The sequence below is a fragment of the Clostridium sp. OS1-26 genome, assembly GCF_030915445.1.
Taxonomy (GTDB): Bacteria; Bacillota; Clostridia; order Clostridiales; family Clostridiaceae; genus Clostridium_AM.
In genome coordinates this window covers 1,903,727-1,918,958 of record NZ_CP133264.1, presented here as the reverse complement: position 1 = coordinate 1,918,958, position 15,232 = coordinate 1,903,727, and the positions used below count along the sequence as shown (strand labels likewise).

The window sequence follows — 15,232 nt, the reverse complement described above, 5'->3', positions numbered from 1 at the left end:
TTTATTAAACATATTCTTTTTAATTTCACTAATACAGTAATTTTTTCAGTATTACTATAATTTTTCTATTGACTTGTATTTTTTACTGCATTATAATAATTTTAAAGATTCTGATTAATCAGCATGTTCAAAACTAAAAAATTAATTTTCCATTTGTGATTAAATAAATATTAAATAACTAGGAGGATTTTATGGATAAAAATATATTTCATACATTGCAGGGAGAAAAAATCTATTTCACTCCATTAAGTTTGGAGGATGTCGTAGCAATTCATAGTTATGCCTCTAATCCAGACGTTTCTCGATTTATTGGGTGGCAGCTAAAAAATGATTTGAAAGATACTCATTCATATATAGAAGAAATGCTTAGAAGAGAGGTTGCTGGAACGCATTTATATGCCACTGTTGTGAAAAAGGATTCAAATGAAGTGATTGGGACTGTTATGTTGTTTGGATTCGATCATGAAGCAAAACAAGCAGAAGTAGGGTATGTTCTACATCAGGATTTCTGGGGTAAAGGGTATTGTACGGAAGCTGTGGCAATGATTAATAACTTTGCTATAAACAACCTGAAACTTCATAGGCTTCATGCCAGGGTTGTGGGCGGCAATATGGGTTCAGCACGTGTTCTGGAGAAAAATGGCTTTGACTTAGAAGGTAGATTGAGTGACCATTACTATATTGAAGGCAAGTATTATGACGGACTTATTTTTGGAAAGCTTTTGGGCGCAAAAAAGCAATAGAGTAACTACATTATCGTATGGGAAGCCTTTCATGATTAATGAACGCTTGATATTAAAAGTCTGTAGAATTTCAACGAAGAAATCTATTTTATAGCTCGTTAACCTCCAAATTGATGTTCAAATGAATATCAACTTGGAGGTATTTTTGCTTCTAACAAGCATAAGAGAGATCCTATGTTATTTTCTTCTATAAAGCCTGTCTTCCTTTTGGAGTGATCTTCCATATACTTATGTCAATATTATGGTTATTACAACAGCAATTGCCTTTTTCGGAACAACTACCATGGCCACAGTTACATGATGATGAAAGATTTTTCATATCATCTTTTTCTATATATCCTAGACGTTGAAGTTGAGTTATCATTTGTTCTATCAAACCTTCATCTACTCCTAACTCTTTTGCAACTAATTTATTTGAATATATTCCACCTTGAGCTAATCTTCTTAATATTTTCATTAACAATTTAAACACCCTTTCTATTATTAAAATTCTTCAATTAAACAGTGTAATCTTTCAACATCTTTTGTGTTTTGTTCAATTTTTTCCTTAATCTCATAAACCTTGTCTACAGTAGATAAAATATCAAAGGACATTTCTGTAATGTTATTAGAGGATTTATTTATAGTTTTTGAAACATCATCTGTTACCTTTGTCAATTCCTCTACAGATTCGCTTATTTCCTCTGTAGAAGTACTTACTTTATTCATAATATTATTAAAGCTTACAGCATCTTTATTGTATTCTTCACATACCTTTATAAATTTATCATAATCTTTATTAATAATTTCAGCTAAATGATTAAGTGTTTCATATGAACATTGATTTAGTTTCTTAACAGAAGAACTTACACTGTTTATGATAACATTCATATTTTTTACTATTTTTTCAGATTCCTCTGCTAATTTTCTAACTTCTCCTGCTACAACAGTAAAACCTCTGCCAGCCTCTCCTGCTCTTGCTGCTTCAATAGATGCATTAAGTGCTAAAAGGTTAGTCTGCTTTGTTATTTTTATTATATCTTCCGAGAATCCATATATTTTTTCTACTTCTTTAGAATCTTCTATAGCAGTATTTAATTCTAACTTGATCTGATCTAACATAAGTTTTGAGTTGTTTATAGACTGTAAAACCTCACTTTTAAATTCATTTGATTTCTTACTGACTAACTCAGTATGCTCTGAGGTCTCTAAAGCTTTTTCAGCTATCAAAGATGTGGATTTTTCAATTTCCTTAATAGAAGAGTATATCTCTTCTCCTTTTGCAGATACTGTAGACATTTCCTCTGTCAATTTTTCTGATATAGTTAAATTATTATTTCCTGAATTTTGTATTTCATCAATTAAATCCTTTATAAACAAAGTGTTATTGGTAATATTAACTGAAACTTTCTTGACTTCATCCACAGTATTTAATATAGGATTATTGTCAAATTTATTTTTAGTTTTAATAAAATTTTCATCAATTTTTTCTCTATTACTTTTAAATATAATCTTATTTATCTTCTTACTGATGTGATTTATAAGATCTTTCAATAAACTCACCTCTATTTAAGAATATATTGGCCCATTTTCAACTTCATTTCACAATCTTTGCATACTACTGATGTCGTTGACTTCACTAATCACTATTTATCAACACCCTTTTGTAATTATATTTCTCATAAACTCTAAGTTACCTTCAATATGTTCAACAATCACAGGATCAAACATTAACCCCTTGTTAATTAATATCTCATTTATGCACTCTTCAAAACTCATAGCTTCTCTATAGGGTCTATTTGATGTCATTGCATCAATAGAATCACATACTGCAATTATTCTAGAACCTAATGGTATATCCATTTGAGACAATCCCATAGGGTAGCCTTTTCCATCCCATTTTTCATGGTGATAAAGAACTATTTTACTTATATGTTTTAATCTATTAGACTTACTTAAAATATCAAATCCTATTTTAGGGTGGGTTTTTATATATTCCCATTCATGTGTTAGGAGTTTTCCTTTTTTATTTAGAATCTTATCAGGCACTCCTATTTTCCCTATATCATGAAGGTGAGCTGCTATATGAATATTTTCCAATTCTATTCCTTTTATCCCAAGATTTTTAGACAGCTCATAAGTCATAGAGGCAACTCTTTCAGAATGACCTCTTGTATAGTAATCCTTAGCTTCAAGAGCTGTTACCAAACTTTCAATTATATCATGATAAATTTCCTTTTCTCTAAGTCTAAATAAAACCCTTCCTAACATCTGATATCTCCTTAATGCATCCTGTATGTTCTTCTTGATTCTTATAGAAGTCCGCTCTTTTATTAATATTAATATTAATATTGATAATCATTATCATTTAAAGAGCAGACTTATTCTTTTTAATCTTTTTTATTAACTAAATCCTAAAAACTTTCCTATTTGATACACTAAAACTCCTGCTACCCAGCCAATTACACAGGTATATACTACTGCTCCTAGAGCCCATTTGCTTGAATTTGTCTCTCTCTTTATTGCTCCTATAGTAGCTGCACAAGGGCAATATAAAAGAGACATTACCATAAAGGCTAAAGCTGAAAGAGGTGTAAACACTTGTTGAATAACTGCTGTAAGATTTTCATCTCCTACTCCATATACTGTTCCTAAAGTACTTACCACTGCTTCCTTGGCTCCAATGCCGGTTATAAGTGATACTGATGCTTGCCATGTTCCAAAACCCGCTGGTTTAAATATTGGAGCTAGAACTGATCCTATTATTCCAATTAAACTATCTTTACTTCCAGGCTCTACCCCTCCTGGCAAGTTTGAAAGAACCCAAACAATTACAACTAATCCTAATATAACTGTACTCATCTTTTTTATAAAATGAGAAGACTTTTCCCACATATGAATAAATATACTTTTAGCCGTTGGTATACGATAAGGAGGAAGTTCCAATATAAAATAAGATTCTTCTCCTTTAAATACTTTTTCACTGAAAAATTTACCTACTAGTATTGCAACTATAATCCCAAGTGCATAAAGAGAAAATATCACAATTCCACCTTGATCAAAAATTCCCATCTTTTTTCCAGAGAAGAATGCCCCTGCAAATAATGCATAAACTGGCAATCTTGCCGAACAAGACACGAATGGATTTATAAGTATAGCTACCATTCTATCCTTTTTACTATCTAATGTTCTTGTAGACATTATACCTGCTACGTTACACCCGCCAGATATTATGAGTGACACTGCTGTTTTTCCGTGAAGACCTATAGAATTCATAAGTCTATCCATTACATAAGCAGCCCTAGCCATATAGCCACTATCTTCAAGTATGGATATAAAGAAATACATAGTAAAAATCATAGGTATAAATACAAGTACTGCTCCAAGTCCTCCTATAAGCCCATCTGTTATAAAAGATTTTAGTAGCTCTGGAGCGCCCACATTCGTTAAAATATTACCTACCCACTCACCGAGTGTACTGAAAGCATCATCCACTTTTCCACCTAAAAATTCGTTACCAAAGGTCATACTTACTTGATACATAGTAAACATTATTACTGCAAATACTGGTATTCCTAACCATTTATGTGTAATCCACTTATCAATTTTATCAGACATACTTTCTACTCTGATGGCCTCTTTTTTTACTGTATGTTGTATCACATCACTTATTATTTCATATCTTTTATCTATTATGAAAGTATCTGGCTCATATCCTATTATTGCTATTAAATTTTCTACGCTTTTCTGTACTTTGTCATTTATGTTCTCAAAATCTTTTTTCTCCTCTATGTATCTTTTTATATACTCATCGTTTTCTAAAAGCTTTATTGCTGTCCACTTAGCAGGATATTCTAAAGCTGCAGCACATTCTAGAAAAGAATCTTCTAATAAGTCGACTTCCTTTTGTATATCACTGCCGTAGTCAATCCCAAATACATTGATTTCTTCTGAGTTGCCTCGCTTTACAGCTTCCTTTATAAGCTCTTTTATACCTTCACCTTTAGTAGCTACTGTAGAAACCACTGGCACATTTAAAAGCTTTGATAATTTATCTATATTTATTTCTATATTTTTATTCTTAGCTTCATCCATCATATTAAGCGCTAAGACTACTTTAGCACCTGTTTCTAAAAGCTGAATTGTTAAATATAAATTTCTTTCAATATTACTAGCATCAATTACATTGACAACTACATCTGGCTTGTCTCTTAATATAAAATTACGAGCTACAACCTCATCCTCCGAATAAGCTCCAAGGCTGTATGTCCCTGGTAGATCCACTACCGTTATGTTTTTATCTTCGAACTTAAGTTTACCTTCCTTTTTCTCAACTGTGACACCAGGCCAATTACCTACATGTTGTCTTGACCCTGTTAAAGCATTAAATAAACTGGTTTTACCACAATTAGGATTACCAGCCAAAGCTATTACTAATTCTTTATCCATCTTACCCTCCTGTATTCCTCATCCTGTGCAAAATAATTGTTAATCGTTTCGTCTCATGTATTCCTTATTATGCTCACAACAGTCATCTTAATTGTTGCGCCTCTTGTATTCTTTATACTGTACAAGACAATTCTATACCTCTCTTACCATAACCTTTTGTGCCATTCCTCTTCCCAGTACCAATCGTGTCTCTCCAATTTTTATTATCAAAGGACCTGCATCATTTCTCATAACTTCAATTATTGCTCCTTTGTTAACTCCCATTTCCATAAGCTTTTTACACATAAGTTCACCGCCTTCTATGTTGTTTACTTCTGCGTAACTGCCAATTCCAATAGAATTCAAAGGAATACATATATTGATCACTCTATAGTCCTCCTTTCTAATAAATATTATTAAGTGTATAATCTACACAATCTCCACAATAATATCCTTCGCTTCACTTTTTCTAAGGCTTAAATTATATCCCCTCACTTGAATTTCTATAGGGTCTCCCATAGGTGCTTTTCCTTCAACTAATATTTCTGTTCCCTTAACTATTCCCATATCCATTATCCTTCTTCGCATTCTACTTTCTGAAGCAATTTGTACAACTCTAGCCCTAGATTTAATTTCTAATTCATGCAGTCCTAATAATTTTGACATAATTCATTCCTCCATAATAATACTGATATTCATTGTCCTTTGATATTTAAAAAACATATTATTTTATTTGAAATTGATTCTCATTATCATTTACAATGATATATTACCACCATATTCTATTATTGTAAATACCCTATTATAAAATAAACTAAATAATAAAAGGTAATCATTTTAGTATTTTACCTTAATGATTACCTTCTACACTACTCTAAGACTTAATATAATAATTAATTTTCATGTCTAGACTTATTCTCTTTTTCTGCTTTCTTTTCTTTATTGGCCTTCATCTCTTCGCCTTTATTCTCTTTTTCTGACTTTCCATGTTTAGAAATACTTGAACTGTTATCATCTGCATCATTACTAGTTTTTGTCTCAACTACATTAGCAGTGCTATTAGAAACATTGCTATTTGTTTCTTCCTTTTTATTATTTACTGCTTTTAAAGCATCTTTAGCCTCTTCTTTTGTTATGTTGCCGTTCTTAACTTCCTCTTTTAATTCATTCTTTAGCTGTTTCTTTAATTGGCCTACTCCAATCTTCATTACTTCCTTCTTCGCAGCTACTACCTGATTAAATTTCTCTTTTTGAATATTTAAAGCTTCTTGACTTTGCTTTAATTTATCTTCTGCTGTTTTTATATCTTGTTCATTTCCTGATTTTTTAGCTTGCTCTATTTTCTTTTCAGCATCTTTTACTGCCTGTTTGTCTTTTATCAATGCTTCTCTTTCTTTATTTACTGCAATTATTGCCTCTTTTTTAGCAGTTTGCATTTCTATAACCTTTGCTATAGTTTCCTTAGCATTGCCAGAAACCTTACTTTCTATATTCTTTAAAACCTCAATGGACTTCATTTGCCTATCAGATATTGACGTTTCTTCCTTTTTTAATTCATCTAATTTTATAGCACTATCAGTAGTTGTGCTATCAGTTGCTTTGTCGATAGCATCTTCTACCTTTTCTTGAGCTTCAGTCATTTTATCACTATATTCCTTTAATGTCTGATTTGAAAGATCTGTCTTTTCTTTGTCAGCCATTACTTCGCTTTCTCCAAGCCTTTCCTCTGCTACTTCTGCTAGAGCCTCTGCTTTTTTATCATCGCTGCTTGCCGTATTAATCTTTAAATTATCTAACGCTTTGTCAATAGGATATAATATTACGTTATCCGGTGTTATCCCAGCCTTATCTGCAAATGTTGCCGTATTAGTATCGGCTAATGCCTTTCCTCCTAAACTTAATGACACTGTTAAAGCTGTTATAAATAATGCTATCTTTTTCATATTTGTTCCTCCCTTTATATTCTTTTCACAAATATTTACGGATAATATTTACTTTTAAAGGGGGTATTACAGAAAATTTTTAAAGCATTATTTAATTAAATATCTTTAATTTTACAAAAAACAGAACTATTTGTTAAATTAACAAATAGTTCTATATTTATATGCTTACATTTTCTTTTCTAGTTGAATAGCAAAATTAAAATATTTTATAGATTCATTAACGCTTTCCATTCTGTGGTACATGTTTCCCATCTCCATGTATCTTTTGTATATTTCATTTTTAGTTGCAAATTTAAGCAGTGCATCCAATGCTAAATTCATATACATCTCCGCAGAAATCATATTGCCTTCCTTTTCCAGAATCAGAGCCTTATAATAATAGGATTTTTCAATAAAAACTATATTATTGAGATCTATTGAGTAGTTTAATGCCTCATCGCATACACTTTTAGCTTTATCTAAAACATTACTTTCAATTAACTTGCTAGTACACATTAACATAAAATTTACTAGAGTTTCCTTATTGTCCTTTGGGAAACACTCTAAAGCTTTATTTGTATAGGCTATAGCAATATCCACGAGTCCCTGTCCAAACATAACTACGGCATAGTTATATATAGCCTGTGCCATATGCGCTAGATTATTTTTATACAATTCGTAGGATTTTTGCTCATACTCATGGAACTTATCCATATTTCTCCTAAGTGAAAGTATCGCCAACATATGATATGCTTCTGCTTTTTTTGTATCCTTCTCAATATAATCCATCAAATCAATAAGTTCTATTGCTATTTCGTAAGCCTTTTCATAGTTTTCCAGCATTACATAGCAAGCAGCTTCATTATAGGTAGCTCTCGCCAGCAATATAGGATTTCTTTTTTCCTTAGAAATCTGTCTAACATTACTGTAATAATTAGCAGCTTGTGAAAATTCCTTGGTATTGTAGAAGTATCTTGCTATATCCATATAGTATACAGCTCCACTTTCTTCCGAAAAGTATTTTTGCCAGTAATCATAGTATTTCGAAACTATAAGCTGTACTTTTTCTATCTTATTCTCATCTAGATAATAATTGAATAGCAAATGCATTATCCTAAATGCAATATCAAAATATGATAACTCTTCAGCAAACTTTAAATTATATTCTAACTCCTTCTCATACCACTCAGAATATCCTGTTCTCTCTATGTCCTGAATATTTTCAATCACCTGTGACTTTATATCTTGTTTTAAGTACATTGGATCTATTTCTAACTTTGCTGCAATGAAGTCCAATATCCATTCTTCTGGCTTTATTTTATCATTTTCGATGCAGCTCATTTTAGAAACAGATATTTTGTCCCCACATAAATCCTTTAATGTATAACCTTTATATATTCTAGCTCTTTTTATCTTTTCTCCTGTAGAAAGTATCTCCATAATCCTCACCTATTCTCATTAAGACTCTTTCAATATTCCAAGTTTCTTAAAGGTTTCAACACCCTCATTTAAATATTGGGCTGCATCTTTATCTCTACCATAATCTATATAAAACTTTCCAAGCATGATAGCTATTTCTGCAATTTCTTTAGTGTAATCCATATTTCTAACAAAATTCAAGGCCATAATTAATGTATTTTCTGCCTCTTTTATATCCGATTCTAACATGTCCACTCTGAACTTAAGCAGATAATACTGTATAAGAGCTTTATCACTACCATCGCTAATGGTGTCCATTATTTCTTCAAGTGTTTTTTTAGCCTTTTCTACATTCTTTAATTTTATATAATTTTCACAAATATTTACTAAGGTTTCAACTAAATCTGAATCATTAATTCTAACTCTAAGTTCTTTAGCTTTACTTAAGTGTATGAAAGATTCCTCTAAATTATCAAAATCACAGAATAATTTTCCTAAATTATTTTCTATCTTAGCAATATGCATAAGATCATTTATTTCTTTGTATACCTCTAATGTCTTCTTGGAATATTTTATTGCATTGTCTACGTCGCCTTTCTTATTATATTCTTCTGATAGAAGCAAAAGAGTTCTTGCATACTCCCTTTTATTATCCAATTGTTTAAATTTTTCCTTAGCAAGATAAGAATAATTTATGGCTTTTTCTGTACTCTCTAACTTAAAATACACACAAGCCAAATAATAATATATTTGTCCAAGCAAGAAGTCATTTCCTATTTCATTTTCAGTGTAAACATTTTCTGCCTGTTGAAAATAACTGCATGAAGAATGATAAGCTTTTAACTCCATTGTAATTTTCCCTAAGTTGACAAATGCTTTTATTGTTTCTTCATAGTTATTATTTTTTATAAAAATAACATTAGCTGAAAGAAAAAATTGCTGTGCTACAGCATTTTCATTTTTTGTCATGTAAATTATGCCTCTTAGATATAAGTTTTTAGCTTTTCTATACTCCAAGTTGTATTTTTCTGCATAGTATAAAGACTTCTCAATATACTGCTCTCCCTGAGTTAAGTCTTCATTAATTATATATGATTCTGCTATGTTTTCAAAATAAGTACAAATTTTTTCTGCCTGGGTCTCTTCTGATTCCATGAGATATTCGATTGAAGTGTTTAGTGCCTCTGCTAAGTATTCGAGCAGGTCCATACTTGGATTAGATTTCCCGGATTCTACAAGACTTATTTGTCCTGGAGTAATTCTGTCTCCTGCCAAATCCTTTAATGTCATGTTGAGCTCTTTTCTTCTTCTCTTAATTTTTTCTCCTAAAGACAGTATTTCCATAAATCACTCTTCCTTTACTACCTACGATATTAATATATATAAATTATTTTATTAAAAATTCTGCAAAGTCTCACCTTATTATAACATATTTTTAATCCTAATATAAAAATTTTTAATAAAATAGTAATACTTTTCACTTTTATTGACCTTAAATTCAACTATATACTATTTTTTACCAATTTCTTGCATTCAAAAAAATTGCGTACTGCAAAAATTAATTTCAAAGTACGCAATTTTGAATATGCCTTATATATGTTTAATTATTTAACTCTATCTAATACATTTTCGTACATATCTCCTGCTGTATGTCTAACAACCTTAGCTGTTCTCTTTATTCTTCTTCTTGTATTTCTATCAAGTTCAGGCATCATCATCATGCCAACTGCTGCTCCGATCAAAGCTCCTGCAAGAAATTTACCACGCATAATCTACACTCTCCTTTTATTTTAAATAGGTATATATATAGAATATGCATTTTTTTATTTATTAAACAGAAAACTTAAATTAATTCATCCATTGCTTCATTTGCAAGTTTATCACATCTATTGTTAAATTCGTTATCACTGTGTCCTTTTACTTTTATAAACTCAACTTTGTGAATATTAACTAACTCTATAAGCTTCTCCCAAAGTTCTCTATTTTTCACTGGTTCTTTAGAAGCTGTCTTCCAACCATTTTTTTGCCAGTTTTTAATCCAATTTTGATTTATTGCATTTATTACATAAGCTGAATCACTATGAAGCTTAACTTCACAGGGTTCTTTTAGCATAGACAATGCTTCAATTACCGCTGAAAGCTCCATTATATTATTTGTGGTATTTCTATATCCTTTTTTTATTTCCTTTTTCATACCGTTATACATAAGGACTATTCCAAATCCTCCAATTGTATTCTCTTTTCCATTTCCTCTACATGCTCCATCAGTGTATATGGTGATTATCTTCATTTAAAGTTATTGCCTCCTCAAGTTCAAGATTATACATATTAGATTCTAACTGCTGTTTCTTTGCAGCTAACTTATAATTTTCATGTCCTTTTTTAAAAATGCTTTTTATAACTTCAATAAATTTGCTTACATTGTAAGTGCCAACTAGGTTAGATATATAATTAACGGCTTCTTTAGTCAATAAAATTACATTTTCCTCTCCCTGCCAATTTTCAAGGATGATTTCTTCTGGAACCTCATTTATAATAGCATTTAGTCCAAAGAAAGCTATAGCTACATCATCAATTCTACCTATAAGAGGTATGAAATCCGGAAGTATGTCTATTGGGCTAGCTAAATACATTATCACTCCACCAACCATCATCTTTACCTTTATTTTAACCCTTTTATCTTTAAATAATCTACATAAAAGCACTGTTATATCTGGTATAAGCATTGCATACTGAACAGCCTTTTCATATTTTTCGGGAACCTTTTCCACTATTCTATTCCTAACTCTTGAGTATTCCCCCTGGGTTCTTATTGGGGACAGTTCGCAACTTTTCTTCATTGGTATCATTTTTTTAGTTTCAGCATAGATAACATTTTCTGCTTCTACTTCTATTCCACCTTCAATAATATTTATTCGATTTAATGTAAAGTAGAAATATGGCACTAGCTTGGACACTTCTTCTAGGTTAACAGCCACATTATCCTTGTCCACATCCACACCTAAATCAGCAAAATCACTTAGTAACTTTTTTAATGCAATATTTCTAATGCTCTTTATTATTCCTATTTTGGATACATTAATTTTCAATATCTTAACATTTATTATATTACCTTTTATATTTCCTAGTCCTAATTTAACTTCAAAGGGAATCTTTATTCTTTTTTTATAGCTACCTCTAACTGTTATTAACTCTTTAATTTCTATAGAGTTTATTTCAAGCCCTTCAATATGAACATAATCTTCAATTATGCTTAATATATCCTGCTCTGTTAAAATAGCTTTTGCAGCTGAAATCTTCATGTAAAATTCTCCCCTCTTTCGTTTATCTAATAACAACTAACCATCACTAAAACTATTGTTTCTATAAGCAATAAATAGCTAGCATATAAGTTTAGTAACTATAAAACCCAAGTTTTTCTTTATAAGTAAAGTATACAGTAAACTAAAATTTCTGCAATAACATTTTCAATGTAGTTCGTAATTTCATCACCAGCTGTTCCATAAATTACTTTAGTAAAATTTATGATTTTCATTAGACTTAATATCAAAAATATTATAATATCATATTCAGATGTGACCTAATCAACATATGATTTTCTTAAGTAGTTCATAGATATATCATCAGGGACAGTTCACAACTTTTAGTAACTTTTTATCATTGATAGTTCACAGTTTTTCATCAAGATTTCAACTAAAAATTCAAATATATAATCATTTTAGGAAGGTGAGGTATTTAATGAAGAATAAAATTAAAAACAAATTTATGCTGATACCTGTTTTAACTGCCGTACTTTCTCTAGTAGCGTTGATATTTCTTAATTACTCACATAGATCTACTGATTACAAATCTTATGTTATTTTTTTAAATGATGTCTCTAGTAAAAAGGTTTCAACTGTATACTTAACTAATACTTCTAAGATAAGAGTTAAGTTAAGTGACGGAAAAATATATGAAACAGATAATCCTAGAACAAATGATTTTAAAGAAGTAATGTTAAAGGATGGAGTTACAGTGTCTGAAGATCTACCACTGGATATCGGACAAGTACTTCCTATGACAACTTTGATTCTTTCCATTGCAACTATTGCATTTATGGGTATAAAATCATCATCTATTGCTTCAAAAAGAATGCGTTCAGTGGATGCCTTGGATGCAAGTGCTGTGGCAGATATAAAATATAACTTTAAGAACGTAGCTGGAAATGAGGAAGCTAAGGAAAGTATGAATGACTTAGTTGACTTTTTAAAAAATCCTGAAAAATATACTCAATATGGCGCAAGAATGCCAAAAGGAGTAATACTTTATGGTGAACCTGGAACAGGTAAGACACTTCTAGCAAAGGCTGTAGCAGGAGAAGCTGGAGTTCCATTCTACGCTGTATCTGGTTCAGATTTTATTCAGGTATACGTAGGGGTTGGTGCCAGCCGTATAAGACAATTATTTAAAAAAGCAAGAAGTAACGGCAAAGCTGTTATATTTATCGACGAAATAGATGCTATCGGTAAGAAAAGAGATGGCGGAAAAAATACTGGTGGTTCTGATGAAAGAGATCAAACTCTAAATGCATTGCTTACCGAAATGTCAGGCTTTAACGAAAAAGAAGGCATTATAGTTATGGCCGCTACAAACAGATTAGACATGCTAGATCCTGCTCTTTTAAGACCTGGTAGATTTGATAGACACATTGAAGTCAATCTTCCAGACGTGAGCGCTAGAGAGAAAATTTTAAATCTTCATCTAAAGAACAAGCCTGTAGGAAGTATAAACGTAAAAGAATGGGCTCATAAGACTTCTTACTTCTCAGGAGCAAAACTTGAAAGTTTAGTAAATGAAGCTGCTATACTGGCTTGTAAAGATAATAGTGAAAATATAGAAGATATACATCTTGATCAAGCATTTTCAATTGTTCTTGCTGGATACGAAAAGAAAAATAGAGATCATATAAAGGATATAGATAAAAAGATTACGGCTTATCACGAAATTGGACATGCCCTTGTATCTTTAAAGGTTCTACCGGAAGAAAAGGTATCAAAGGTTACAATTATACCAAGTACTAAAGGTGCTGGTGGATACACTTTAAGTATACCTAAAGACAACTTATATCAAAATAAAAACTATTTGAAGAAGAGAATTATGGTTCTACTTGGTGGAAGAGCTGCAGAAGAAATCATATTTGGAGCTGATTACATTACAACTGGAGCACATAATGACTTAAAACAAAGTACAAAAATATCATTTAATATGATAACTCAATATGGTATGGGTGACACTTTTGGATTATTAAACATGCAAGAGTTGCTAGAGCTAAATCTAAATCAAGATGAAGTTATTAAAGAGTGTAAAGACATGATTGATTCTATGTATGAAGATGTTAAGACGCTGCTTTTAAAGGAAAGACATAATCTAGAAAAGCTAACTAATTTACTTTTAGAAAAAGAAACGTTGTATTCAGAGGACTTAAATCTATAGTGGTAGTCATAAGGAACGGTACACAACTTTTCATCTTGAAAAATTGTGTACCGTCTTTCTTTTTATTTGAGGATAGTCTACAACTTTTCGATACATGAAGAAAAATTGTAGACTGTCCCCTATAAAGTAAAGCAATGAGTAAAAATTGTAATGTGTCCCTATCTTCGAAACAAAAATAATGAAGCTATAACGCCGCCAAGAAGTCCACCCATATGTCCAAAGTTGTCTACATTAGGTATAGAAAATCCTATAACTAAATTTATAGCAATAACGGATACTATGTTCATCATAAATCCTTTACCAACACTATTTTTCATTTTAACTGCAAAGATTAATGCCGCTCCTAAAAGACCAAATATAGCTCCTGATGCCCCGATAGATACCCCAGTTGAAAATATATAGCTAAAGATAGATGAAATTATACCTGCTAAAAAGTATATAAAAACATACTTAGCTCTTCCGTATATATCCTCAATTAGCGGCCCTAAAGAATTTAATGCATACATATTAAGAGCAAGATGTATAATTCCACCGTGTAAAAACATACATGTAATAAATCTGTAGTATTCTCCTTGGTTTATAAGCTGATTAACCTTTGCGCCTAAGAATATTAGTACATTTATATTGCTATCAACAATGTTTCCTGATAAATAAGCAGTGAGTATATAAGCCAATACATTTACACCAATTAAAACATATGTTATAATTGGTCTTTCTGCTTTTGTGGACCTGTTCTGTGATGCGCTCATATAATTCATGATGGTCGCTAATTCTTCAGCCTTATCTTTTATACCCTCGCTAAAATATAACACTTTATTATCCACATCGTTGATTAAAATTAATTCACATTGTGGATAAATTTCCTGACTTATACGCAATTCTCCATTCTCATTAGATTCGATTTTTAATCTATCATCAATTATAGCCTGAATTAATCTTATGTTATCAGTTTGTAAGTGTTTTCTTGTTAATGTTTCTATTTCATGAATATTGAGTTGATAGCTATCCTCTAAATTACAAAAAAACATCACATCAATTCTGCTTTCTGTCTTTTTATAAACTCCCCAATTAGTGTAAAGCCCACTTATTTCTCCAAGCTCCACAATACTATAACCGTAATGTTCATATAAATTTTGTATTAATTTCTTAATATATGCTTCCATAAAATTCTCCTTCAAATCATATAAAACTTTAAAAATAAAAGCACCGCAACAAATAAACCCTTCTTACTAGTTTATTGTGTGCTGTGCATTCAATTTTATCCCGCAA

At 30.9% G+C, this 15,232-nt stretch carries 15 protein-coding genes; 2 read left to right on the top strand and 13 right to left on the bottom strand.

The window, feature by feature from the left end; all coding sequences use genetic code 11:
- The first annotated feature begins 191 nt into the window (after positions 1 to 191).
- Complete coding sequence (locus RCG18_RS09565; RefSeq protein WP_308041077.1) at positions 192 to 743, top strand: GNAT family N-acetyltransferase; 552 nt, start codon at positions 192 to 194, stop codon at positions 741 to 743.
- Positions 744 to 930: 187 nt separating this feature from the next.
- Here RCG18_RS09565 and RCG18_RS09560 read toward each other — a convergent pair whose 3' ends face one another.
- The 12 genes from RCG18_RS09560 to RCG18_RS09505 all read right to left on the bottom strand — a co-directional run bounded on the left by RCG18_RS09560 (position 931) and on the right by RCG18_RS09505 (position 11,793).
- Positions 931 to 1,200, bottom strand: coding sequence for a FeoC-like transcriptional regulator (locus RCG18_RS09560; RefSeq protein WP_308041076.1), 270 nt, complete (start codon positions 1,198 to 1,200; stop codon positions 931 to 933).
- 26 nt (positions 1,201 to 1,226) lie between these two features.
- Positions 1,227 to 2,285 (bottom strand): methyl-accepting chemotaxis protein, encoded by a 1,059-nt coding sequence (locus tag RCG18_RS09555; RefSeq protein ID WP_308041075.1) that lies wholly within the window; start codon positions 2,283 to 2,285, stop codon positions 1,227 to 1,229.
- A 90-nt stretch (positions 2,286 to 2,375) separates the two neighbouring features.
- The gene (locus RCG18_RS09550; protein ID WP_308041073.1) at positions 2,376 to 2,993 is read right to left on the bottom strand and encodes an HD-GYP domain-containing protein; all 618 of its coding nucleotides are present in this window, start codon (positions 2,991 to 2,993) and stop codon (positions 2,376 to 2,378) included.
- Positions 2,994 to 3,125: 132 nt separating this feature from the next.
- Positions 3,126 to 5,171, bottom strand: coding sequence for a ferrous iron transport protein B (gene feoB, locus RCG18_RS09545; RefSeq protein WP_308041072.1), 2,046 nt, complete (start codon positions 5,169 to 5,171; stop codon positions 3,126 to 3,128).
- A 132-nt stretch (positions 5,172 to 5,303) separates the two neighbouring features.
- Complete coding sequence (locus RCG18_RS09540; RefSeq protein ID WP_308041071.1) at positions 5,304 to 5,537, bottom strand: FeoA domain-containing protein; 234 nt, start codon at positions 5,535 to 5,537, stop codon at positions 5,304 to 5,306.
- Positions 5,538 to 5,579: 42 nt separating this feature from the next.
- On the bottom strand, positions 5,580 to 5,816 hold the full coding sequence (locus tag RCG18_RS09535; RefSeq protein WP_308041069.1) for a ferrous iron transport protein A: 237 nt from the start codon (positions 5,814 to 5,816) through the stop codon (positions 5,580 to 5,582).
- Between the two features lie 227 nt (positions 5,817 to 6,043).
- Positions 6,044 to 7,093 (bottom strand): DUF5667 domain-containing protein, encoded by a 1,050-nt coding sequence (locus RCG18_RS09530; RefSeq protein WP_308041068.1) that lies wholly within the window; start codon positions 7,091 to 7,093, stop codon positions 6,044 to 6,046.
- Between the two features lie 165 nt (positions 7,094 to 7,258).
- A complete protein-coding gene (locus RCG18_RS09525) occupies positions 7,259 to 8,512 on the bottom strand; it encodes a helix-turn-helix transcriptional regulator (RefSeq protein WP_308041067.1) in 1,254 nt (417 codons plus the stop codon).
- An 18-nt stretch (positions 8,513 to 8,530) separates the two neighbouring features.
- Positions 8,531 to 9,835 carry a helix-turn-helix transcriptional regulator gene (locus RCG18_RS09520; RefSeq protein WP_308041066.1) on the bottom strand — a complete coding sequence of 435 codons (1,305 nt, stop codon included), beginning with the start codon at positions 9,833 to 9,835 and terminating at the stop codon, positions 8,531 to 8,533.
- Between the two features lie 260 nt (positions 9,836 to 10,095).
- Entirely contained in the window at positions 10,096 to 10,260 is a 165-nt protein-coding gene (locus RCG18_RS09515) for a YtxH domain-containing protein (RefSeq protein ID WP_308041065.1), read from the bottom strand.
- Between the two features lie 74 nt (positions 10,261 to 10,334).
- On the bottom strand, positions 10,335 to 10,781 hold the full coding sequence (rnhA, locus tag RCG18_RS09510) for a ribonuclease HI (RefSeq protein WP_308041064.1): 447 nt from the start codon (positions 10,779 to 10,781) through the stop codon (positions 10,335 to 10,337).
- Positions 10,756 to 11,793: a YkvA family protein gene (locus RCG18_RS09505; protein WP_308041063.1), complete on the bottom strand. Its 1,038-nt coding sequence runs from the start codon at positions 11,791 to 11,793 to the stop codon at positions 10,756 to 10,758. The genes rnhA and RCG18_RS09505 overlap by 26 nt, the downstream gene beginning before the upstream one ends.
- A 436-nt stretch (positions 11,794 to 12,229) precedes the next feature.
- Here RCG18_RS09505 and RCG18_RS09500 point away from each other — a divergent pair, with 436 nt between their 5' ends.
- The gene (locus RCG18_RS09500; protein WP_308041062.1) at positions 12,230 to 13,963 is read left to right on the top strand and encodes an ATP-dependent metallopeptidase FtsH/Yme1/Tma family protein; all 1,734 of its coding nucleotides are present in this window, start codon (positions 12,230 to 12,232) and stop codon (positions 13,961 to 13,963) included.
- A gap of 158 nt (positions 13,964 to 14,121) precedes the next feature.
- On the opposite strand, the gene RCG18_RS09495 is transcribed toward RCG18_RS09500, so the two are convergent.
- Entirely contained in the window at positions 14,122 to 15,126 is a 1,005-nt protein-coding gene (locus tag RCG18_RS09495; RefSeq protein WP_308041061.1) for a rhomboid family intramembrane serine protease, read from the bottom strand.
- Between the last annotated feature and the right edge of the window lie 106 nt (positions 15,127 to 15,232).